Source organism: Pyxidicoccus fallax (genome assembly GCF_012933655.1).
Classification (GTDB): domain Bacteria; phylum Myxococcota; class Myxococcia; order Myxococcales; family Myxococcaceae; genus Myxococcus; species Myxococcus fallax.
The window spans coordinates 32,380-53,851 of the sequence record NZ_JABBJJ010000019.1 but is presented as its reverse complement, the minus strand read 5'-3'; the positions used below and the strand labels follow the sequence as shown (position 1 = coordinate 53,851).

Here is a 21,472-nt window from a genome sequence, read left to right as displayed (position 1 = left end):
CATCACACCTTCTCCGCGGCGACGCGGCCGAAGAGCCCGCCCGGCTTCACCAGCAGCACCAGGATGAGGAAGCCGAAGGCCACCGCGTCACGCCAGGTGCTGGCCGCGTAGCCCACGACGAACTCCTCCACCAGCCCCAGCACCAGCGCGCCCACCACCGCGCCCGGCACGTGGCCGATGCCGCCAATCACCGCCGCGACGAAGGCCTTCAGGCCCACGTACAGCCCCATCAGCGGGCTCACCGACGTGTCCTTGATGGCGTACAGCAGGCCCGCGCCCGCCGCCAGCGCGCTGCCCAGCATGAACGTCAGGGCAATCACGCGGTCGGTGGGGATGCCCATCAGCGCCGCCACGCGGTGGTCCCAGGACACCGCGCGCATCGCCCGGCCGAAGCGCGTGCGGAACACGAGGTACTGGAGCGCCACCATCAGCGCCACGGCGATGAGGAAGCTGATGACCTGCCAGTTCCACACGACGACGTCGCGGTCGCCGATGACAATCCACTCCTTCGGCTCGATGACCTCCGGGAAGGCGCGCGGAGACGCGCCCGGCAGGAAGCCGATGTCCAACTGGAAGCCGTAGGACAGCGCGAAGGAGATACCGATGGCGGTGATGAGCGCCGTCAGCCGGGGCTTCTCGCGCAGCGGCCGGTACGCGAACCGCTCGATGAGGAAGCCGAGCAGCGCGCAGCCCAGCATGGCCACGGCGAAGATGAGCGCCACGCCCAGCAGCGAGTTGCGGGCCTCGCGGCCGAGCGCGAAGGCGGTGGCGTAGCCCATGTAGACGCCGACCATCATGACGTCGCCGTGGGCGAAGTTGATGAGCTTGAGGACGCCGTACACCATCGTGTAGCCGAGCGCGACGAGCGCGTAGATGGTGCCGGCGGCCAGACCGTTGATGAGGTGCTGGAGAAGCTGCGCCATTAGGGATTGACCGTGGTGACGTACTCGGTCTTGCCGTCCCCGACCTTCAGGACGACGGCGGACTTCACGGCGTTGCGCTTGTCGTCCAGGGTGATGGTCCCCGCCACGCCCGGGAAGTCCTTCGTCTGGGCGATGGCGTCACGCACCGCCGGACCGGACAGGTCCTTGGAACGCTTGAGGGCCTCAATCGCCACGCGGGCCGCGTCGTAGCCCAGCGCCGCCAGCGCGTCCGGCACGCCGCCGTAGGTGGCCTTGTACTCGGAGATGAACTTCTGCACGCGCGGGTCCGGGTTGTCCGGCGAGTAGTGGTTGGAGAAGTAGCTGCCCTGGATGGCGCTGCCGCCCAGCTCGAAGAGCTTCTCGGAGTCCCAGCCGTCGCCGCCCATCAGCGGGACCTTGAGGCCCACCTCGCGCGCCTGGCGGGCGATGACGCCCACCTCGCTGTAGTAGCCCGGCACGTAGATGCCGTCCGGCTGCGTCTTGCGGATGGCGGTGAGCTGCGCGCGGTAGTCCGTATCGCCCTGGCTGTAGCTCTCCGTGGTGGTGATCTTCCCGCCCATCTCCGTGAACTTGCGCGTGAAGACGTCCGACAGGTCGATGGAGTAGGCGCTCTTGTTGTCCTGCAGCACCGCCACCTTGTTGAGCTTCAGGTCCTCGCGGGCGAACTTCGCCATCACGTAGCCCTGGAACGGGTCGATGAAGCAGACGCGGAAGATGTAGTCGCCCTTCTGGGTGACGGTGGTGTTGGTGGACGAGGGCGTAATCATCGGCACGCCCGCCGCCTGCGCCTTCTCCGCCATGGCCAGCGAGTTGGACGAGGCCACGTCGCCGAGGATGATGGCCACCTTGTCCTGCGTAATCAGGCGCGTGGTGGCCTGGGCGGCCTCCTCCGGCTTGCTCTGATTGTCGTAGACGCGAATGGCCAGCTTCTTGCCCTTCACGCCACCGGCGGCGTTGGCCTCCTTGAGGGCCATCTCGATGCCGTTGCGGGTGGAGATACCGAAGGTGGCCTGGCCGCCGGTGAGCGCGCCCACCTGGCCCAGGAGGATGACGTCACCGCTGGCGGGGACATTGCCGCCGCCGGGCGCGGCGGGCTGCCCCTGCTGCGTGGCCTGCGCGCCTCCCTCACCGGACGGGGCGGGCTGCGTCTTCTTCTCGCAAGCGGCCGCCAGGACGGCGAGCGCGGCGAGCAGCATCGGGGCAATTCGTCGCATGCGGGGCTTCCCTCAGCAGGGGGGAGACGACAAAGCCCCGGTTTTCTAGGAGAGCCCTCTCCATGGGTCAAGCTCGCAGCCGGGCCCGAACCACCCCCACACGCTCCGTGCACCGCGTCAGTCAGGAGTGCAGCCCGTCCACCGGGCCATCGTGGAGCACCTCGCCTCGCTCCTCCACCTCGGCCGTTTCCCGGCGAACGGTGGTGTGCACCTGACGCAGTTCCTCCTGGGTGGACCTGGAGATGGAGACCTCCTGCCAGACGTGGGCCGTCTTGGTGAACTCCACCCGCTCCTCGTGCAGGGGGATGACGAAGGTGGCCTGTTCGAAAGGTGCCACCCCGCCCGGCACGGGCCGTGCGTCCGCTCCTCGGGGCCGGACGCCCTCCGGGCCTTCGACGGTGACGCGCTCCACCACCAGCTCCTCGCGCCGCACCGCGATGGAGAAGTGCTTCACCTCCGTCCGGACGACCTTGTGCAGGCGCAGCTGCCCCACCTCGTGCGTCACGATGCGCGGGGTGGCCTCCTCATGGGCCAGGGGGATGACCAGGTCCTGGGACTCGCCGAACGCGCCGGACCGCAGGGTCTCCGGACGGCCGTTGGCGGCCGCCTCGCGCGAGCCCGGCCCGGGCATCACCTCGTCGCGGGTGAGGCCCAGGTGCACCTCGCCGTCGCGCATCGCCACGATGTCCGTGAAGCGCGCCACGTAGTCCCGCGCCCGGAGCACCCCGCGCTCGACGACGAAGGTTTCCCCGCCACAGCCCACCACGGTGCCCAGCCGCGCACCGTCCGCCGTGATGACCCGCATCCCTTCCTTTACGTCCCAGCGCATGTGGTGCTCCTTCCGAAGTCCGGCACGCGCCCGCGGCTCACCCGGAGGTGGTCGCCAGCGCCTCGTGCCAGGGTTGTTCCCTGCCGCTGGGCCCCCGCCGGGGCCCCCGCTCCATGCTCCGGGCACCCTCGCGCCCGGGTGGCTCGGACACCGTCGCCGCGCGCGGCTCCAGCGCGGCCAGCCGCCGCCTTCTCACCGCCCTGCGCCAGTCGAGCAGGGCCGCCACGTCGTCCTCGGAAGGAGGCTCCGCCGCGGGCTCGGGGGGCGCCATGGCTTCGGTGTCGACCGGAGTCTCCGCGGACACGCGGCCCGCCTCCTCATGCGAGGACTTCAGCCGGCGGCGCGCCAGCCCTCCGGCCACCAGCGCGCCCATCACCCCCGCCGCCCAGCGCACGCGGACGGGCGAGCCCCGGCGCTCCAGGCCCAGCACCCTCCGCAAGCCTCCCAGCAGGAGGGGCGCGCTCACGCTCGCCGCCGCGCCTCCCAGCAACAGTCCGCTCCACCGCCCCTGACGCGTGCTCGCCTGACTGGTGTGCATCGACTCTCCCCACGTGGGCACTCGCGGCCTGTTGGCACGCGTACGGAAGGTGGGGCGGGCCTTCTTCGGGTGAGAAGCCCTCGCGGGAATGCCCGCCCGCCGTTTCGCTCCCTGGCTTGAGGGGGAGCGAGGAGTCGTGCGCGCGTTCGGGCGGGCAGGCGCGGTGCCGAGCCCTCTGGCGTCGGCGGTCGCCCACTGTCGTTCGGCCCACTCACTCCCACCTTCCCGATGAGACCGGGGCGGAAAAAACCCGCGGCATCGTGCAGCGCACGAGCCGGCAGTCACCGCACCAGGGCCCCGGGGGCCTTCCGCTCCGGCAAACACCCCACCCTGGTTACAAGGAGCCAGCCATGTTCCAGCGTAGCGATGTGAGAGAGGGAATGATCGTTCGTAGCGTCGACGGCGAGAAGCTCGGCAAGGTGTTCGCCGTGGGCGACGGCGAGTTCCACATCGAGAAGGGCCTCTTCTTCCCGAAGGACTACCTCGTCCGGTACTCCGAAATCAGCGACATCCGCGGCGGGGAGATCATCCTCAACCACGGCAAGGAGGCCCTGCGCGGGCTGTCTGGCGACAACCGCTACGACGCGGGCGCGACGGCGGGCCTGGGCGGCGGCGCGGGCGTGGGCCCCGGCGCGGTGGGCGTGCCGGCCACCGGCAGCACCACGACGGGCTACGGCGCCACGGGGCTGGGCACCAGCGCGGACACACTGTCCGGCAGCGGCCTGGGCCGCGACACCAACCTCGGTGCCAGCGCGAGCGCGAACCTCGGCACCGAGCGCACGATGACGGGCCGCTCGGAGGACATCGCCATCCCCGTGCACAAGGAGGAGCTGGACGTCCTCAAGCGCGAGCGGCAGGCCGGTGAGGTGCGCGTGCGCAAGGACGTCATCGAGGAGGAGAAGGTGGTGGACGTGCCGGTGCGCCGCGAGCGCGTGCGCGTGGAGCGCCGCGACGTGACGCCGGACCGCCCGGCCATGAATGCCTCCTTCCAGGAGGAGACCATCGTGGTGCCGCTGCGCGCCGAGGAAGTCGAAGTGCAGAAGCGCGCCGTGGTGGACGAGGAGGTCGTCATCCACAAGGACGCCATCGAGGAGGAGCGCCGCGTCGCGGAGAGCGTCCGCCGCGAGGACGTGGACATCCGCACCGACGGAGACGTGGAGGGCGGCTCGCGCACGCTGGGCGCGCCCAGCGATGACCCGCTCAAGCGCGGCTACTAGTCGCTGAAGCACGTAGGCCCCCGGGGTACCCCGCGCCCCGGAGCGCCTTCCCTAGCGCGCGGCCCCTCGGGGTGCCGCACGCACGAGTGTCTCCACCTGCGCCTGCGCGTCCTTCACGCCGGGCCGTCCGGCGGCCTCCGTCCGGTCCAGCTGGTTGAACTGACGCAGCCGGTCCGGGAAGTGCCTCGACGTGAGCCGCGCCAGCTCCGTGTCTCGCGCCGGCGTGCACACGTCCGCCAGCCGGTCCGCCATCTCCTGCGCGCCGCCGAAGCGCGCCTCGGGCCGCTTGGCCAGCGCCACCTCCATCACGTCCCACAAGGGCTGGGGGATGACGTGCGGCCGCGGCAGCCGCTCGTCGCAGATGGCATGCATGGAGGCCAGCTCGTCGCCCCGGTCGAAGGCGCGCTTGCCCGTGAGCGCCTCGTAGAGGATGAGGCCCATGGCGAACAAGTCACTGCGCGCGTCCAGCCGCTGGCCTCGCGCCTGCTCCGGGGACATGTACAGCGGCTTGCCCTTGACGATGCCCGGCAGCGTCACCGTGCGCTGCGACCGCGCCTTCGCCACGCCGAAGTCCAGCACCTTCACCCGCCCGTCGAACCCCACCATGAGGTTGTGCGGGGACAAGTCCCTGTGCACGAGCTGAAGCGGCGCGCCGTCCTCGCCCCGCAGCGAGTGCGCCGCGTGCAGTCCGTGCAGCGCCTGCACCACCACCGCCACCGCGTGCGCCGGCTCCAGCGGCCCCTTCAGCGAGCGGATGAGCCGGTCCAGGTCCACGCCCCGCACCAGCTCCATGGCGATGTAGTACGCGCCCTGCGCCTCGCCGAAGTCGTAGACGTGCACCAGGTTGGGGTGCGACAGCCGCAGGCCGATGCGGGCCTCGTCCAGGAACTGCTGGACGATGGCCGGGTCCGCCGTCAGGTGCGGGAGGATGCGCTTGAGCGCCACCAGCCGGCCCAGCCCCTCCGGCCCACGCGCCCGTGCCACCAGCACCTGCGCCATGCCGCCGGTGCCCAGCGGCGTCACCACGTCATAGCGGCCAATGCGCCCGCGCGGCTCCGGCGTATCGTCGTGGGCCAGGTCGTCCAGGCGCTCCAGCGCGCCGCGCCCGTCCGTCAGCGCCAGGAAGCCCAGCACCGCCGTGTCCAGCTGCTCGCCGATGGCCTCCACCAGCTTCATCACCAGCACGCCGCCGTCGTCGAAGCGGCCCTCCACCACCAGCCCCAGGCCGCCCAGCTCCAGCTTCCCCAGCTTTAGCCGGGTGCAGAAGAGCATGCGCCCGTCCTGCAACCGCCGGGGCCCCGTCCAGTGCGCCGCCTGGAAGACGTCCACGCCCGGGCCCAGGTCGCCCAGCACGCGCGTCAGCACCGGCCCCCGCGTGCCCCGCAGCGACACGAAGCCCGCGGGCGCGTGCACCATGCGCGCGCACTGCGTGAGGAACACATCCAGCCCGGCGTCCAGGTCCAGCCCGCGCTCCAGGCAGTCCTCGAGGATGTCGTCGGCCATCCGGTGGACGGCCACCAGGCCGCGCAGGAACGCGACCTCCGTCTGCAGTGAGGGAAAGTCCACGGGTGCATTCAACACCCATGGGCGTCATCCCTGGAAGACGGGTAACCCCGTACCTAGACGCGCTCCCGGTCCTTCAAGGGAACGTTGGCTGGAAGACGCTCGACGGAGTCCTGGTGGAGGGACACAGGCTGGCGCAGGTCCATGAGGCCATGCGCCTCCAGCACGCGCTCCAGGTGCGCCACGCGCTCACGCAGCAGGGCGTTGTCGGAGGCGCCAAGCTGCGCCTCGCGCAGGCGGATGAAGGCGTCCACCAGCGGCTTGAGGGAGAAGCGCAGGGTGAGTCCCATCATGGGGATGCCCACCACCGTGATCACGATGAAGAGGGTGACGATGCTATCGACGATGTCTTCCATGGCGCCTGCCTCGCGGGACGACGGGGTACCGTCTGCTACGCCCGGGCGCGGAAATGATTGCACGCGCCCGGGGTGAAGCCCGGAGGGCCCAGGGCCCGGAAGCTCAGCTCGCCTGACCCGTGTAGATGGCGTCCGCGATGCGGTAGGCGCTGCCCTCCAGCCGCTGGAAGGCGTCCTTCAGGGCGGCGGCGTCGGAGGTGTTGAGCAGGCCCTTGAGCCGCTCCAGGTCCGACTTGATTTCCTCGCGGTCCTTCTCTGACAGGAGGCTGGCGTACTCCTCGAGGCTCTTCTCCGTGGTGTAGATGAGCCCGTCCGCGTTGTTGCGCAGCTCGGCCAGTTCCTTCTTCTTCTTGTCGTCCGCCGCGTGCGACTGGGCGTCGGCGATCATCCCCTGGATTTCCGCCTCGGACAGGCCGGAGTTGCTCACCACGCGCACCTGCTGGACCTTGCCGGTGCCCAGGTCCTTGGCGCTGACGTGGACGATGCCGTTCGCGTCGATGTCGAAGGACACTTCAATCTGCGGCACGCCGCGCGGCGCCGGGGGGATGCCGACGAGCTCGAAGCGGGCCAGCGTCTTGTTGTCCGCCGCCATCTCGCGCTCGCCCTGGAGCACGTGCACGCTCACCAGCGGCTGGTTGTCCACCGCGGTGGAGAACACCTGGCTCTTCTTGCAGGGGATGGTGGTGTTCTTCTCGATGATCTTCGTGAAGACACCGCCAGCCGTCTCGACGCCCAGCGACAGCGGCGTCACGTCCAGCAGGAGGACGTCCTTCACCTCGCCCTTGAGCACGCCGCCCTGGATGGCCGCGCCCACGGCGACGACCTCATCCGGGTTGATGCCCTTGTGCGGCTCCTTGCCGAAGAACTCCTTCACCTTCTGCTGCACGCGCGGCATGCGCGTCATGCCGCCCACCAGGAGCACCTGGTTGATGTGCTGCGCCGTCACGCCCGCGTCCTTGAGGGCGATGCGGCACGGCTCAATCGTGCGGTCGATGAGGTCGGAGACCAGTGCCTCGAAGGTGGCGCGGTCCACCGTCTCGGTGAGGTGCTTGGGGCCGGTGGCGTCGGCGGTGATGAAGGGGAGGTTGACCTCGGTCTCCGGCGCGCTGGACAGCTCGTGCTTGGCGCGCTCGGCGGCCTCCTTCAGGCGCTGCAGCGCCATGCGGTCCTTGCGCAGGTCCAGGCCGTTGTTCTGCTCGGCGAAGCGCTTGGCGAGGTAGTCGATGAGGCGCTGGTCGAAGTCCTCGCCGCCGAGGAACGTGTCGCCGTTGGTGCTCTTCACCTCGAAGACGCCGGCGTTGAGCTCCAGGATGGAGATATCGAACGTGCCGCCGCCGAGGTCGTAGACGGCGATGCGCTCAGTGCCGCCGTCCTTCACCTTGTCCAGGCCGTAGGCCAGGGCCGCCGCCGTGGGCTCGTTGATGATGCGCAGGACGTTGAGGCCGGCGATGCGGCCGGCGTCCTTGGTGGCCTGGCGCTGGCTGTCGTTGAAGTAGGCCGGGACGGTGATGACGGCCTCGGTGACGGGCTCGCCGAGGTAGTCCTCCGCCGTCTGCTTCATCTTCATCAGCACGATGGCCGAGATTTCCGGCGGGCTGTAGCCCTTGCCGCGAATCTCCACCCACGCGTCCCCGTTGGGGCTGGAGGCCACGCGGAACGAGCTCACGCCGATGGCCTTCTTCGCCTCGGGCGAGTCGAACTTGCGGCCGATGAGCCGCTTCACCGCGAAGACGGTGTTTTCCGGGTTGGTGATGCCCTGCCGCTTGGCGATCTGCCCCACGAGGCGCTCGCCGGAGTCGGTGAAGCCCACCATGGAAGGCGTGGTGCGGCTGCCTTCACTGTTGGGGATGACCACCGGCTCGCCGCCCTCCATGACGGAGACGCACGAGTTGGTCGTCCCAAGGTCGATTCCAATCACCTTGCCCATGACGCTTACTGACTCCCCCCGGAAGAGTTCTCGGACTGCGGGGGCGTGGAGGCCCCCTCATCGCTGGACGGGGAGGTCGCCGCGACCTCCGCCGGTTGAGTGACGGGTGTCGCTTCCACGGGCGCGGGAGCCCGGGCGACGACGACGAGCGCCGGACGCACCAGCCGCTCGTTCAGATAGAAGCCGCGCACCACCTCGTAGGCCACGTGGCCGGCGGGCACGTCCGCCGTCTCCACCTGCTGGATGGCCTCGTGCATGCGCGGGTCGAAGGGCTGCCCCTTCGCGCTGAAGGACTTCACGCCATGGCGGCCGAGCGCGTCCTCGAAGGACTTGCGCGTCATGGCCACGCCCTTCTGGAAGCTGTCGATGTCCGGAGACTTCGCCGCCGCCTCCAGGGCGCGGTCGAGGTTGTCCATGACGGGGAGCAGGTCCTTGAGCAGCTTCTCCGAGCCGAAGCGCTGGACCTCCTCCTTCTCCTTCAAGGCGCGCTTGCGGTAGTTGTCCAGGTCCGCGGCGGCGCGCACGGTGCGCTCCTGCGCTTCCTTGGCGCGCTCGTGCGCCTCGCGCAGGCGCTCCATCGTCTCGCGGCCCTTGGCCTGGCTGAACTCCAGCTGCGCCTTGAGCGACTCCACCTCCTGGCGCAGCGCCTCCACCTCTTCGGGCGTCGCGCTGGGGGCGGCGGAGCCACCCTCGGGGGGAGGAACGTCGGAGGTCTCCGCGGAGGCAGGCTCGGAAGCCTGCACCTCGATGACGGTCACCTCTTCGTCGGGGTCCATGTGACGCTCGACGCTGCGCACCGCCGCGTCGATGACGTCCTGACCGATGTCCGTCTGGATGCTGCCCTTCTCGTTAGCGCCGGCCACGGCGCGCACTATCTCATGCGCCGCCAGCCGATCCAACAGCGGGGCGGGCCCGCCAGTACCCAGCCCAGGAGTACGAGCAGGCCGCTTCATTTGCAACGGAACTTCACGCCCCGGCAGTGGGCTTCCTTGCTCTCCCAATCGTCTTCTTGGAAGCCGCGTTCCCCTTCTTGGCGGCCTTGGCGGCCGGGCGGGAGGTGGCCCCCTTGGCGGCGGCCTTCTTGCGGCCAATCGACTTGTTGCCCGCCTTCCTGGCGGTGCGAGGCTCGGCCTTCGGGGCCCCGGAGGCGCCGGGGTCGGCATTGCCCCCGGAGGAAGCGGCCGGGCGGGCCTTCGCCTCCGCCGCCGAGGCCGGGGCCTGTCCCGCGCCGTCCTCCGGCTTGAAGGCGCGCTCCACGGCGCCCTCCACCTGCTTCACGGCGGATTCAATCTTCTCCGTCGCCACCTTGCTGGTGACGGTGGCCCAGGTCCGCAGCTGCTCCAGGCCCTCCTTCACCTTGGTCTGGTTCTGCGGGTCCTTCACCTCCTTGAGGAGGCGCTGGGCCTCGCCGCGCAGGTCATCGGTGGTGCGCTTGAGCTCGTCACCGGTGCGCTTGAGGAAGTCCATCAGCTGCTTGTCCCACTTCTCGGCCATTGCTGTGTCCTCCGTGGGGCGGCGGGGCCCCCCGTCGCGAAGCATGCCACTCCACACCCGCCGGGAGCGCAAAACCTTCCTGGGCTTTCTGGACTCACGAACGGCGCACGCGACCATTGCCTTCCCTGCTGGTAGAATGCGCGCGCCGAGCCCCCGACCCCAGGGCTCGCGCTGGAGCCCACCGACATGTTGTCTGTTCGAGTGACCGGGACGCTGGCCGTCCTCGTCCTGCTGAGCGCCTGTTCCTCGGGTCGTAGCGACCCGAACGGCCCGATGCTGCCCGCCGTCGAGCTGTCGCCCACCACGGTGGGCGTCCCCTACGAGGCGATGCTGCCGGCCACGGGCGGCACCCCGCCGCTGCGCTACTCGTTCGTGGGCACGCCGCCGCCGGGCTTCTCCTTCTATACGGCCGAGGCGCGGCTGACGGGACCGGGCACCGAGCCGGGCGACTACACGCTCACCGTGGGCGTGCAGGACGCGGATGGCCACGAGGACGTCCGAACCTACGCGCTGAAGATCTGGCCCCTGCCGGCGGTGTCCGGCGCCGAGCCTCCCTTCGCCACCACGGGCAGCAACTACCTGCACACCTTCGCCGCCACCGGCCGGCCGCCGCTGCGCTGGTCCGTCGCGGAGGGCTCGCTGCCCATGGGGCTGAACTTCAGCCAGGACGGGGTGCTGAGCGGCGTTCCCCAGGGGAGCGGCATCCATCCCCTCACCCTGCGCGTGCAGGACGGCAGCGGGGTCTGGGCCGAGGCCCGGGTGACGCTGCGGGTGGGTTCCCCCGGGGAGCAGCCGGATGGGGGACCTCTGCCCACGGACAGCTTCCCCGTCTCCGTGGCCAACTGGAACATCGAGTGGTTCGGGGACCCGATGTTCGGCCCCAGCGATGAGCCGCTGCAGCTCGCCAACGTCCAGGCCGTCATCGCCGACGCCGGCGCGGACATCTGGGGCCTGGCGGAAATCGTCAACACGGACCGGTTCAACGAGCTGAAGGCCCAGCTGCCCGGCTACGACGGCTTCCTCGCGAACGACGCCAGCCGTGTCTCGGCCGGCACGAGCTACTACGACGCCAGGGACCAGAAGCTGGGCGTGCTCTTCAAGTCGGACGTGGTGAGGGTGCTGCAGGCGAGAGTGGTCCTGACCCAGTACAGCAACGACTTCGCCGGGAGACCCCCCCTGCGGGTGGACCTGCGCATCACGCGCGATGGCGCCAGCGTGGACATGACGCTCCTGGTGGTGCACCTGAAGGCCACGACGAGCGACGACCCCACGGAGGACTATCAGCGGCGGCGGGCCGCGGCCGGGTGGCTCAAGGACTATCTGGACGCCCAGCTGCCCACGCAGCGGGTCATGGTGGTGGGGGACTGGAACGACGACGTGGATGTCTCGACGGTGGGCGGGCTGGATACCCCCTTCCGGGACTTCGTCAACGACACCGCGGACTACGTCTTCCCCACCCAGGCCCTGTCCCTGGCGGGCATCCGCAGCACGGCGAGCCGCCCGGCCTTCATCGACCACCAGCTCGCCTCCAACGAGATGGCCGCGGCCTACGTCGCCAACTCCGTGACGTCGATGCGGCCGGCCATCACCCGCTACAGCAGCACCACGTCCGACCACTACCCCATCCTCAGCCGCTACGACTTCAACCCGAACGGCCTGCGCTAACCGCGGCTCACCGCGCCCAACGGCGGTGAGACGCTCGCGGCCGGCACGACGTACAACGTCACCTGGGTGGCCAACCGCGTGGAGTCCGTGCGGGCGTCAGGCGTCGCACCCGGGCCGCGTCGGCAGCAAGCCAGCCCGCGCCGGGGGACGTCCCCCGGTGACAGGGCGCACCCCGCATATAAAGGAGGGGGCCGCCATGGTGGAGACGCTCACGCTGTACCGCCCGGTGGGCCTGAGGGAGTCGGAGCTCGTGCTGGCCAGCGGCTGCTCGGGCTTTCCTCCCCGGCTGCCGGACCAGCCCATCTTCTACCCGGTGATGAACGCGGACTACGCGCGGCAGATTGCCCGCGACTGGAACGCGCCGGACGCGGGCTCGGGGCACGTGGGCCTCGTCACCGCCTTCGACGTGGACGCGGCGTACCTCGCCCGCTTCCCCGTGCGGACGGTGGGCGGGCGTGGGCACCAGGAGCTGTGGGTGCCGGCGGAGGAGCTGGCGGAGTTCAACGCCCGGCTGGTGGGCCCGGTGCGCTTCCTGGAGGTCTGGTATGGCCCGGGCTACCGGGGGCCGGACTCGCCGCTGGGCCCGCTGGAGTCGCAGGTGGCGGCGCTGCTCGAGCGGACGGGCGGCGCTGAGGCCCGGCTCCAGGAGTTGATCCGCGCCTGCCCGGCCCCCTTCCTCCTCAACTCCGGCTGGTGGGCGACCCGCCCCACGGGGAGGGAGGACCTGCTCGCCCGCGTCCGCGCGGCGTGGGCCCGGGAGTTCCCGGCGTGGCCCCTGCCCCAGCCCGGCTGAGTCGCGGTGGGTGCTGCTTCCCGTGGAGGGAGCAGCACCCACCCCTGTCGTTTGCGCCCATATCACCGCGCCCGGACAACGAATTCCGCCGAATCGCTCAAGAAATCGCCCGGTCTTCGTCCATCGGCACGACCCAGAATTCGAGCACGCTCCGTATCTCTTTTTGTGAGGGAAACGGATGGCGCAGGGCACGGGGCCCCGGGCCGCTCGATAGGGACCGGGAGTGTCCGTGCTGCCAGGAAACGACAGGGCCGTGTTGGAGGCCTTCCGCCGCGGCGATGCGGCCGTCCTCACGCAGGTGTACCGGAAGTACTCGCCGGAGGTGCTGCGCTACCTCTCCCGGCGGTTCGCGGTGGGTGGGGAGGGGGGAACGCGCACGGTGGCGCTCTCCGCGCTGGATTTGGATGCGGCGCACCAGGAGACCTTCGTCCGGGCCTTCCGGCCCAACATGCGCCAGGCCTACGACGGGGTCCGCCCCTACCTGGGCTTCCTGCTGACGGTGGCCCGCTCGACGGCCATTGATTTGATGCGCGCCTCCGGGCGCGTGGCGCGCGAGGCCGTCCCCATGGACGACGCGCCCGAATTGAGCCACCTGCCCACCGAGGGCCGCAGCCCGGAGGAGGAGGCGCTGGGCACCGAGGTGCGCGCGCTGGTGCGCCAGTTCCTGGACGCGCTGCCGGAAGAGGGCCGCGCGCTCGCGCAGCTGCGCTTCGTGGAAGGACTTTCGCAGGAGTCCGCCGCCGAGAAGCTCCAGCTCACCCGGGGAGAGGTGCGGGTGCGCGAGAAGCGGCTGCGGACGCAGTTCACCGAGCATTTGAAGGCCTCGGGCTGGCTGGACACCTCGTTCGAGCCCGGGCGGATGGAGTTGGGAGTCCTCCTGGCCTCAATGGCCCTGTGCGCAATAGGGAGCATGCCATCATGAGGTGGTACGAGCGACACATCGACGCCAGCCTGACGCGCTGGTCCCAGGGAGTCCTGGCCCCGGCCGAGTCCGCCCGCCTGCTGCGCCACGCGCACGGCTGCGCCCGCTGCGGCGCCCGGTACGAGCAGTGGGTCCGCGCCCACCGCGCGCTCGAGGGCGACCTGGACCAGCCCTCCTCCATGGAGCGGCACGCGCTGACCGAGGGCGGCCTGGCGGCGGCCCTGGCCGCGGCGGCTCCCGCCGAGGAGGCGCCGGCGCGGTGGTCCTCGCTGGCGCTGCTGGCCGGCGCGGTGGCCGCCGTCTTCCTGGCGGTGGTGGTGGTGCCGCCCGCCACGAACACCCCGAACGCCCACGAGTTCACTGCCCGTGGAGAGGGCACGCCCCCGCCGGGCGTGGCGCTGCGCATCTTCTGCGCGGCGGCCGGACAGCCCATGCGCGAGCTGCACGCGGGAGACGCCTGCAAGTCGGGCGCGATGCTGGCCTTCGCCGCCGGTGGCAACGCCCCCTACTCGCACGTGGCCGTACAGGTACGGGGCGCGAAGAAGGCCGAGGTGACGGCGGGGCCCTTCGTCCTGTCCGGCGCCCCGGGGAAGGAAGGCCCCCTGGAGCTGACCGTCCCCATGCCCCAGCAGCCGGGCGCGGTGGAGGTGACGGCCGCCTTCGCGGACCGCCCGGTCGCGGCCCTGGCGGCCCTGCGCGGCGAGCAGGACGGGGGGGTGGTGGTGCTCAAGCAGGAGGTCAAGGTAGAGGATGGCCCATGAGAAAGCTGGGACTGCTCCTCGGTGCCTGCGGGCTGCTCGCCACGAGCAGCGCCTCGGCGGAAGGGGTGGTGCGACGCGCCCTGGTCATTGCCCACAACGGCAGTGACGACCCTTCCCTTCCGGACCTGCGCTTCGCGGATGATGACGGCGTGCTGTGGGCGGAGACGCTCCAGCGCATGGGCGTGGAGACGACGCTCCTGGTCGACCCGGACGCGGTGACGCGTGCCGGGAATCGGCCTGTTCTGGCGGGCGCGCGTCCGCCCACGCCGGACGAGGTGAAGCGCGAGGTGGCCCGGCTGCGCGCCGCCAGCCTCGCCGACGACGAGCTGGGACGGCAGACGGACGTGCTCGTGGTGTACGTGGGCCACGGCAACACGGACGAGGCCGGACGCGCCTACTTCACCCTCGCGGGCGGCCGGCTGGACAAGGCGAGCCTCTACTCGGACGTGGTGGACCCGCTCGCCTCGGACTTCACGCACGTCATCGTGGACGCGTGCCGCGCCTCCGGCGTGGTGGGCAGCCGCGGCGGACAGACGGACGCGGCGGTGCTGGCGGAGCTGCGCGGCATGCTCGCGCGCGAGCAGCTGGCCACCCGGCCCAGCGTGGGCGCCATCTTCGCCGAGAGCGACGACGGCGAGACGCACGAGTGGTCCCGCATCCGCGCCGGCGTCTTCAGCCACGTGGCGCGCTCGGGCCTCATGGGCGCGGCGGACATCAACGGCGACGGGCAGGTGGAGTACAGCGAGCTGGGCGCCTTCGTCTCCGCGTCGCTCCAGGGCGTCAAGGGACTGCCCGCGCGGCTGACCCTCCACGCCTTCGCGCCCACGCGCGAGCCCAGGCGACCGCTGGTGGGCCCCGCGCCCAGGGGCCCCAGCCTCACCCTGCCCTCGGGCTTCCAGCACTCGCGCATCTCCGTGGAGGACGCGGACGGCCGGCGCCTGGCGGACGTGCGCCGCTCGGAAGACCAGTACGTGCTGCTGCGGCTGCCCGAGCGCGACGTGTACTGGGTGCGCACCCCCACCGCCGAGGCGCGCATCACCCTCGCGGAGCTGGCCACGGGCATTCCGCGGATGGCCTCGCGCGAGCTGCAGGAGCGCGGCCCCGCCGAGGAGGCGCTGCGCCGCGGCCTGTTCGCGGTGCCGCTGGACAAGCTCTTCTACGAGCAATACGTCGCCGCCGCGGGCCTGGTGCCGGTGAACCTGGGCCGCGCCTTCCCGCCCGCGGAAGGGGGCACGCCGTCGCACCTGCTCCTGCGGGACGCCGCGACGCGTGGGTGGAACCTGGGCCTGACGGCCCTGCAGGCGCCGCTGGGGCTGCGCACCTTCGCCACCGGTCCGAGCGTGGCGTTCCACTCGGAGCTGAGGCCGTACCTCTACTACGGCGTGCGCGGCACCTACGCGCTGACGCCGGTGGCGCGCGACGGCATGCGCATGCACCGCGCCACGGTGCAGGGACTGCTGGGCACGGAGGGGCTGTACCGCACGCCGCTGTTCCTGGAGGCGGGCGCGGGCTGGGGCCTGGTCGGTGTGACGCGGGGCTCGGTGCGCATGGGGGACCCCTTCACGCTCACCACGCACACGGCGGCGGGACTGACGGGGACGGTGGCGGGACTGCGGCTGCGGCTGGCGGCCACGCTGTCCTGGGACCGGGTCACGGTGGACGGGGACGACGCGTGGGACCGGTCCTTCGGCGTGGAGCTGGCGCTGCGGCGCTGAAGCGGGGAGCGCGATGAAGCACGGGTTCATGCGGTGGACGTGGGGGGCGGTGCTCGCGCTGGCCTCGGGCTGTGACGGCATCGAGCTGGAGCGGCTCGTGAAGCAGCAGGAGCCGCTCTCCATCAGCCGCGACGAGGCACCGGGCGGCAACTGCGTCCTCGGCGGCAGCGAGGTGCTGACGGGCCTGGACGCCGACGAGGACGGCCAGCTCGACGACGCGGAGGTGCGGCGCACCTTCTACATCTGCGACACCGACCTTCCGGACGTGCTCCTGCTCAACGAGAAGGTGCTCCCCGGAGAGAAGTGCCCCCGGGGTGGCCAGGTGTCCCGCGCCGGCCAGGACACGAACGGCAACGGGGCCCTGGACGCGGCGGAGGTCACCCGCGAGGTGTACAGCTGCGAGGAGGCCTCCCCCGTCGTCGTCCGCTTCACCCCGACCTCTGACGAGTCCTGCTTCCCCTCGGCCACGCGGGTGGAAGCCGGGCTGGACCTGGACCGCGATGGCGTGCTCGACGACGCGGAGCGCACCGCCGCCACCCTCGCCTGCCTCGACTCGGGCCAGGTGAAGTACCGCCTGCAGCCGCAGCCCGAGAGCGCCCACTGTGGCACAGGGAGCACGCGGGTGGACGTGGGGCTGGACACGGATGGAGACGGAACGCTGGAGGACCCGGAAGTGTCCTCGACGGCCTTCGTCTGCCAGCCCCTGCGCACCTTCGACGGGACCTATGAGGTGCACAGCGCGGCGGACCTCGCGGTGCTGCGGGGCATCGGCCGCGTCCGCGGCGACGTCCGCATCAGCACCACGCCCCTCACGGAGGTGGAGCTGCCCGCGCTGCTGATGGTGGAGGGCGAGATTTTCGTCCAGGGCAACACGGCCCTGACGCGCCTGGAGATGACCGGCCTGCGCCTCGTGGAGCGGGACGTCGTCATCGACGGCAACGGGAACCTGACGACGCTGTTGCTCGGCTCGCGGGTCAGCCCGGGGCCGGCGCTGTGGATCGAAGGCGACCTGCGCGTGGAGAACAACCTCTGGCTCCCCACGCTGTTCGGACTGAGGAACGCACAGCCGCGCCGGGACGTCGTCATCCGCAACAACGACGCCCTCGAGACCGCGGGGAGCTTCGACAACATCCGCCAGCACCCGGGCTCCATCATCGTCGCCGACAACGTGTCCCTGCAGCACCTGCCCTTCCCCAACCTGAACCACGTGCGCGGCGACGTGCGCATCACCGCCAACACCGCGCTGCCCTCCCTCGGGCTTCCAGCGCTGCTGGGCATCTCCGGTGACCTCGAGGTCGCCGGCAACAGCAGCCTCCTGGACCTGTCCGGAATGCCCGAGCTCACCACCATCAACGGCGGGCTCCTGGTGGTGGAGAACGAGCACCTGCGCTCCACCAAGGGCATGGAGACCCTGAGCAGCCTGGGCACCTTCCTCCTCGCCCGCAACCCGGACCTGGAGACGGTGACGGGCTTCCCCAGCCTGCGGACGCTGGACAGCCTCTCCATTGGAGAGAACGCGAGGCTGCAGGCCCTGGGCCCGCTCCATCTCTGGAGCGTGGACAGCCTGTACATCCATCACAACCCGCTGCTGACCGACCTGTCGGGCCTCGGGAATCTCCAGTCCGTGCGGGCCCTGGGCGTGAACACCAACCCCTCGCTGACGAGCCTCCGTGACCTGGGCCACCTGCGCTCGCTGGAGCAGTTGCTCGTCGCGGACAACGCGAAGCTGACCACGCTCCAGCTGGACGGGCTGGAGCAGGTGAGCGCGTATTTCATCATCGAGAACAACCCCAGGCTGCCCACGTGCCTGGCCACCGGGCTCGCCACCCGCGTGTACACCGGGACGGAGGAGCCGGCGCGGACCTCCGGCAACGACTCCACGGCCTCGTGTCCTCCCCCGCCTCTTCCCGACGGATGGAATCCCCTCCTGCCAGGGGGCTTCGAGTGACGCCGATGAGATGGACCTGGGTGGTGGTGCTCATGCTGGCGGCGGGCTGTGACGGCATCGAGCTGGAGCGGCTCGTGAAGCAGCATTCCCCGGCCACGCGGGTGCTGAAGGAGCCGGCCGGAATCCGCTGCCCGAACGGCGGCGACGCCGTCCTGTCCGGCCTGGACCTCGATGACGACGGCGTGCTGGGCGACAGGGAGGTGACGGACACCCTCTACCTCTGCGACACCGCCATTGCCGGTGTGCTGATGACCACCCGGCAGGTGCCTCCCGGGGAGCAGTGCCCCCGCGGCGGGCAGGTGTTCCGCTCCGGCCACGACACGAACGACAACGGCGTGCTGGACGACGCCGAAGTCACCCGCGAGGTGTACGGCTGCACGGAGGCGGAGACGATGCTCCTCCGCACCCGCGGGTCCCAACCGCCGCCCTACGTCTGCCCCGGACCGAGCACGGTGGTGGAAGCGGGTCCGGACGAGAACCGGAACGGCGTGCTGGACGACACCGAGGCCCGGGGCCGGCTGCCCATGTGCGCGATAGCGAGCCTGGTGCGGGCAAGGCTGGTCCCCGAGCCCGCCGGCGCGCGCTGTGTGGCGGGGGGCACCCAGCTCGTGGCGGGCGTGGACCTGAACGGCGACGGCGAGCTGAGCGAGAGCGAGTCCAACGCGTCCACCTACCTGTGCCAGCCCCTCCACACCTACGAGGGCAGCTACGTGGTGCGGAGCCCGGCGGACCTCGCGCCACTCGCGGCCTTCTCCCGCATCCGCGGCCACCTCACCGTCGCGGACACGGCGCTGACCGAGCTGCACCTGCCGGGCCTCACCACGGTGGAGGGCCAGCTCACCCTCTCCAACAACCCGGCCCTGACGCACGTGGAGCTGCCCAACCTGCGCTTCGTGCGGGAGGACCTCCTCGTCGAGTCCAACGCCCTGCTGGAGACCCTGGTGCTCGGGGGCGCCTTTCGAGAGACCCTGTGGGTGGAGGCGAACCTGGTGCTGAAGTCCCACCCCCGGCTGAAGAGCCTGGGCGGGCTCTCCTTCGTGTCCCCCCGCCGCGGCGTCTTCCTGCAGGAGAACGACGCGCTGGAGTTCACCCCGGACATGGAGGGCTTCCTCAAGGTGGACGCCCTCCTGGACCTCCAGGTCACGGGCAACGACTCGCTGAGCGTCCTGCCCTTTTCCAGCCTCGTCCACGTGGGTGGCAACGCGCGGGTCGAGGACAACGCCGCACTGCGGGACCTGGCGCTGACGAGCCTGCGGTCCGTCGACGGGGCGCTCGCCATCACCCACAACGCCGCGCTGGAAGGCCTCACCGGGCTGCCCACGCTGGAGCGGGTGAACGGCCCGCTGAACGTCAGCCACAACGCCGCGCTGCGGACCACCGAGGGAATGCCGGCCCTGTCGCGCGTGGGCGCGCTCCTCGTCGAAGCCAACGCCGGGCTGGAGTGGGTGGGGGACATGCCCCTCCTGCGGGACATCGGCCTCCAGCTCGCCCTCCTGAACAACCCGAAGCTGCTCGGCCTGCGCGGCCTGAACAGCCTCCAGCTGGTCGACCAGGTGTCTGTCCTGGACAACCCGCTGCTGACCAGCCTGAAGCCGCTGTCCGAGCTGCCCCGGCTGAAGTCCCTGACGCTGCGGCGCAATGAATCACTCGAGGACCTGAGGGACTTCCTCGGGCTCCAGGAGGTCGGCGTGCTGGACGTGACGGAGAACGCGAACCTCACCCGGCTCGCGCTCGACAGGCTGGAGCGGGTGTACGGGGAGCTCGTCATCACCCACAACCCTCGGCTGCCCACCTGCCTGGCCACCCCGCTCCTCAACCTCTACGTGGGCCCGTCCGAGCCGCGCATCAGCGACAACGACGACGCGGCCGCCTGCGAGCGGTGAGACACGGGGCGGACAACGGTCCGCTCCCGAGGACCCCCACGATGCGCTGGACCTGGATGGCGGTATGGGCCCTGGTGGCCGGTTGCGATGGCATCGAGCTGGAGCAGCTCGTGAAGCAACACGCCTCGCGCACGCGCATGGTTCCGGAACCCCGGGGCCCCAACTGCGCCCAGGGGGGACACGCGCTGCAGTCCGGCCTGGACCTCGATGACGACGGCGTGCTCGACAACAGCGAGGTGACGACCACCGAGTATGCCTGCGCCGTGGCGCTGACCCGCAGGCAGCCGGAGCCGGCCGGCGCGCATTGCTCGCTCGGGGGGCAGGTGTTCCAGACGGGCATCGACGTGGACGGCAGCGGCGTGCTCGAGGACGCCGAGGTGACAGCCTCCGAGTACCTCTGCGTCACCCCCTTCCCCGACGTGCTGGTCCTCACCCGCGAGGTGCCTTCCGGAGCGCAGTGCCTCCACGGCGGCCAGGTCTCCCGCGCGGGCCATGACACGAACGGCAACGGGACACTGGAGGACGGCGAGGTCACCCGGGAGGTGTACGGCTGCATGCAGCCGGAGCAGGTGCTCACCCGCATCCGCTCGGGCGCGCCGGTGCCCTATGTGTGCGCCATTCCCATCACAATCGTGGAAGCGGGTCCGGACCTGGACCGGGATGGCGAGCTGGATGACGCCGAGACCCGGGGCCGGGCGAACTTCTGCGCGACCTCGGCCGCGGTGGTGGTGAGGCAGACCCCCGAGCCGGCCGGCTCGCGGTGCCTGATGGGGGGCACGCGGGTGATGGCGGGCTGGGACTCGAACGGCGACGGCGAGCTGGGCGGCAACGAGACCGGCGCGCCCATCTACGTGTGCAACGCCCTGCACTCGTACGAGGCAAGCTACCCGGTGCGGAGCGAGGCGGACCTCGCGGCGCTCGAGGGCATCTCGCGCATCCGCGGCAACTTCAGCGTCATCAGCAACACGCTGACCGAGCTGGTCCTGCCGCGCCTCACGACGGTGGAGGGCCAGCTCCACATCTCCAACAACCCGGCCCTGAAGCGCCTGGAGCTGCCCAACCTGCGCTTCGTGCAGCAGGACCTCGTCGTCAAGGGCAACCCGCTCCTGAAGGACCTGGTGCTCGGCGCCAACGAGACGGTGTGGGTGGAGTCGAGCCTGGAGCTGAGCTCCAATCCCGTGCTGAAGAGCCTGGGCGGGGTCAGCCTCGTGTCCCCCCGCAAGAGCGTCATCCTCCAGGACAACGACGCGCTGGAGTACGAGTCCATCCTGGGAGCAGCCGCCTTCCAGCGCGTCGAGACCCTCAGCGGCTCCCTCGTTGTCTCCGGCAATGACGAGCTGGCGGAGCTTCCCTTCCCGGTCCTCACCCATGTGAACGGGCCGGTGCAGGTCGCCAACAACGGCGTGCTGCGGAACCTGTCGCTGCCGGACCTGCGGTCCATCGGAGGGAGCCTCCACGTCACCCACAACGACGCGCTGTGGAGCCTGGAGGGACTCGAGCGCCTCCAGGAGGTGGGGGGCCTCACCCTGGAGGAGAACGCCAGCCTCGCCCAGCTCGGACTGAGCGCGCTGCAGCGGGTGAACCAGGCGCTCACCGTCACCCACAACCCGAAGCTGCCCACCTGTCTGGCCACCCGGCTTGCCTCCGCCGTCTACACGGGCACACCGGACCTGCTGCGCATCAGCGACAATGACGACACCGCCTCCTGCGACGATTGAAGGACG

At 70.9% G+C, this 21,472-nt stretch carries 18 protein-coding genes; 9 read left to right on the top strand and 9 right to left on the bottom strand.

What is annotated here, in order from left to right; genetic code table 11:
• Positions 1 to 2: 2 nt before the first annotated feature.
• From HG543_RS06355 to HG543_RS06340, 4 genes are all read right to left on the bottom strand, one after another.
• A complete protein-coding gene (locus HG543_RS06355; protein WP_169343775.1) occupies positions 3 to 923 on the bottom strand; it encodes a branched-chain amino acid ABC transporter permease in 921 nt (306 codons plus the stop codon).
• A complete protein-coding gene (locus tag HG543_RS06350) occupies positions 923 to 2,137 on the bottom strand; it encodes an ABC transporter substrate-binding protein (RefSeq protein ID WP_169343774.1) in 1,215 nt (404 codons plus the stop codon). The genes HG543_RS06355 and HG543_RS06350 overlap by 1 nt, the downstream gene beginning before the upstream one ends.
• A gap of 121 nt (positions 2,138 to 2,258) precedes the next feature.
• Positions 2,259 to 2,966: a YsnF/AvaK domain-containing protein gene (locus HG543_RS06345; protein ID WP_169343773.1), complete on the bottom strand. Its 708-nt coding sequence runs from the start codon at positions 2,964 to 2,966 to the stop codon at positions 2,259 to 2,261.
• Between the two features lie 37 nt (positions 2,967 to 3,003).
• Positions 3,004 to 3,504: a hypothetical protein gene (locus HG543_RS06340; RefSeq protein WP_246356803.1), complete on the bottom strand. Its 501-nt coding sequence runs from the start codon at positions 3,502 to 3,504 to the stop codon at positions 3,004 to 3,006.
• Between the two features lie 350 nt (positions 3,505 to 3,854).
• Here HG543_RS06340 and HG543_RS06335 point away from each other — a divergent pair, with 350 nt between their 5' ends.
• Entirely contained in the window at positions 3,855 to 4,721 is an 867-nt protein-coding gene (locus tag HG543_RS06335; RefSeq protein ID WP_169343772.1) for a YsnF/AvaK domain-containing protein, read from the top strand.
• A gap of 51 nt (positions 4,722 to 4,772) precedes the next feature.
• Here HG543_RS06335 and HG543_RS06330 read toward each other — a convergent pair whose 3' ends face one another.
• From HG543_RS06330 to HG543_RS06310, 5 genes are all read right to left on the bottom strand, one after another.
• Entirely contained in the window at positions 4,773 to 6,224 is a 1,452-nt protein-coding gene (locus HG543_RS06330) for a serine/threonine-protein kinase (RefSeq protein WP_169343798.1), read from the bottom strand.
• A 116-nt stretch (positions 6,225 to 6,340) separates the two neighbouring features.
• Positions 6,341 to 6,640 (bottom strand): hypothetical protein, encoded by a 300-nt coding sequence (locus HG543_RS06325; RefSeq protein ID WP_169343771.1) that lies wholly within the window; start codon positions 6,638 to 6,640, stop codon positions 6,341 to 6,343.
• 103 nt (positions 6,641 to 6,743) lie between these two features.
• Complete coding sequence (dnaK, locus tag HG543_RS06320) at positions 6,744 to 8,567, bottom strand: molecular chaperone DnaK (RefSeq protein ID WP_169343770.1); 1,824 nt, start codon at positions 8,565 to 8,567, stop codon at positions 6,744 to 6,746.
• Positions 8,568 to 8,572: 5 nt separating this feature from the next.
• The gene (gene grpE, locus HG543_RS06315; RefSeq protein WP_169343797.1) at positions 8,573 to 9,439 is read right to left on the bottom strand and encodes a nucleotide exchange factor GrpE; all 867 of its coding nucleotides are present in this window, start codon (positions 9,437 to 9,439) and stop codon (positions 8,573 to 8,575) included.
• Positions 9,440 to 9,533: 94 nt separating this feature from the next.
• A complete protein-coding gene (locus tag HG543_RS06310) occupies positions 9,534 to 10,061 on the bottom strand; it encodes a transcriptional regulator (protein ID WP_171817811.1) in 528 nt (175 codons plus the stop codon).
• A 186-nt stretch (positions 10,062 to 10,247) separates the two neighbouring features.
• Here HG543_RS06310 and HG543_RS06305 point away from each other — a divergent pair, with 186 nt between their 5' ends.
• The 8 genes from HG543_RS06305 (at position 10,248) to HG543_RS06270 (ending at position 21,466) form a co-directional block, all read left to right on the top strand.
• On the top strand, positions 10,248 to 11,726 hold the full coding sequence (locus HG543_RS06305; RefSeq protein WP_169343768.1) for an endonuclease/exonuclease/phosphatase family protein: 1,479 nt from the start codon (positions 10,248 to 10,250) through the stop codon (positions 11,724 to 11,726).
• A 196-nt stretch (positions 11,727 to 11,922) separates the two neighbouring features.
• Complete coding sequence (locus HG543_RS06300) at positions 11,923 to 12,519, top strand: hypothetical protein (RefSeq protein ID WP_169343767.1); 597 nt, start codon at positions 11,923 to 11,925, stop codon at positions 12,517 to 12,519.
• A gap of 229 nt (positions 12,520 to 12,748) precedes the next feature.
• Positions 12,749 to 13,441 (top strand): sigma-70 family RNA polymerase sigma factor, encoded by a 693-nt coding sequence (locus HG543_RS06295; RefSeq protein WP_169343766.1) that lies wholly within the window; start codon positions 12,749 to 12,751, stop codon positions 13,439 to 13,441.
• Positions 13,438 to 14,202 (top strand): hypothetical protein, encoded by a 765-nt coding sequence (locus HG543_RS06290; RefSeq protein ID WP_171817812.1) that lies wholly within the window; start codon positions 13,438 to 13,440, stop codon positions 14,200 to 14,202. The genes HG543_RS06295 and HG543_RS06290 overlap by 4 nt, the downstream gene beginning before the upstream one ends.
• Positions 14,199 to 15,917, top strand: a complete 1,719-nt coding sequence (locus HG543_RS06285; protein WP_169343764.1) for a caspase family protein — start codon at positions 14,199 to 14,201, stop codon at positions 15,915 to 15,917. The genes HG543_RS06290 and HG543_RS06285 overlap by 4 nt, the downstream gene beginning before the upstream one ends.
• Before the next feature lie 13 nt (positions 15,918 to 15,930).
• A complete protein-coding gene (locus HG543_RS06280) occupies positions 15,931 to 17,865 on the top strand; it encodes a DUF7151 family protein (RefSeq protein WP_169343763.1) in 1,935 nt (644 codons plus the stop codon).
• Between the two features lie 5 nt (positions 17,866 to 17,870).
• Complete coding sequence (locus HG543_RS06275; RefSeq protein ID WP_169343762.1) at positions 17,871 to 19,748, top strand: DUF7151 family protein; 1,878 nt, start codon at positions 17,871 to 17,873, stop codon at positions 19,746 to 19,748.
• 41 nt (positions 19,749 to 19,789) lie between these two features.
• Complete coding sequence (locus tag HG543_RS06270) at positions 19,790 to 21,466, top strand: DUF7151 family protein (protein ID WP_169343761.1); 1,677 nt, start codon at positions 19,790 to 19,792, stop codon at positions 21,464 to 21,466.
• Positions 21,467 to 21,472: the final 6 nt, after the last annotated feature.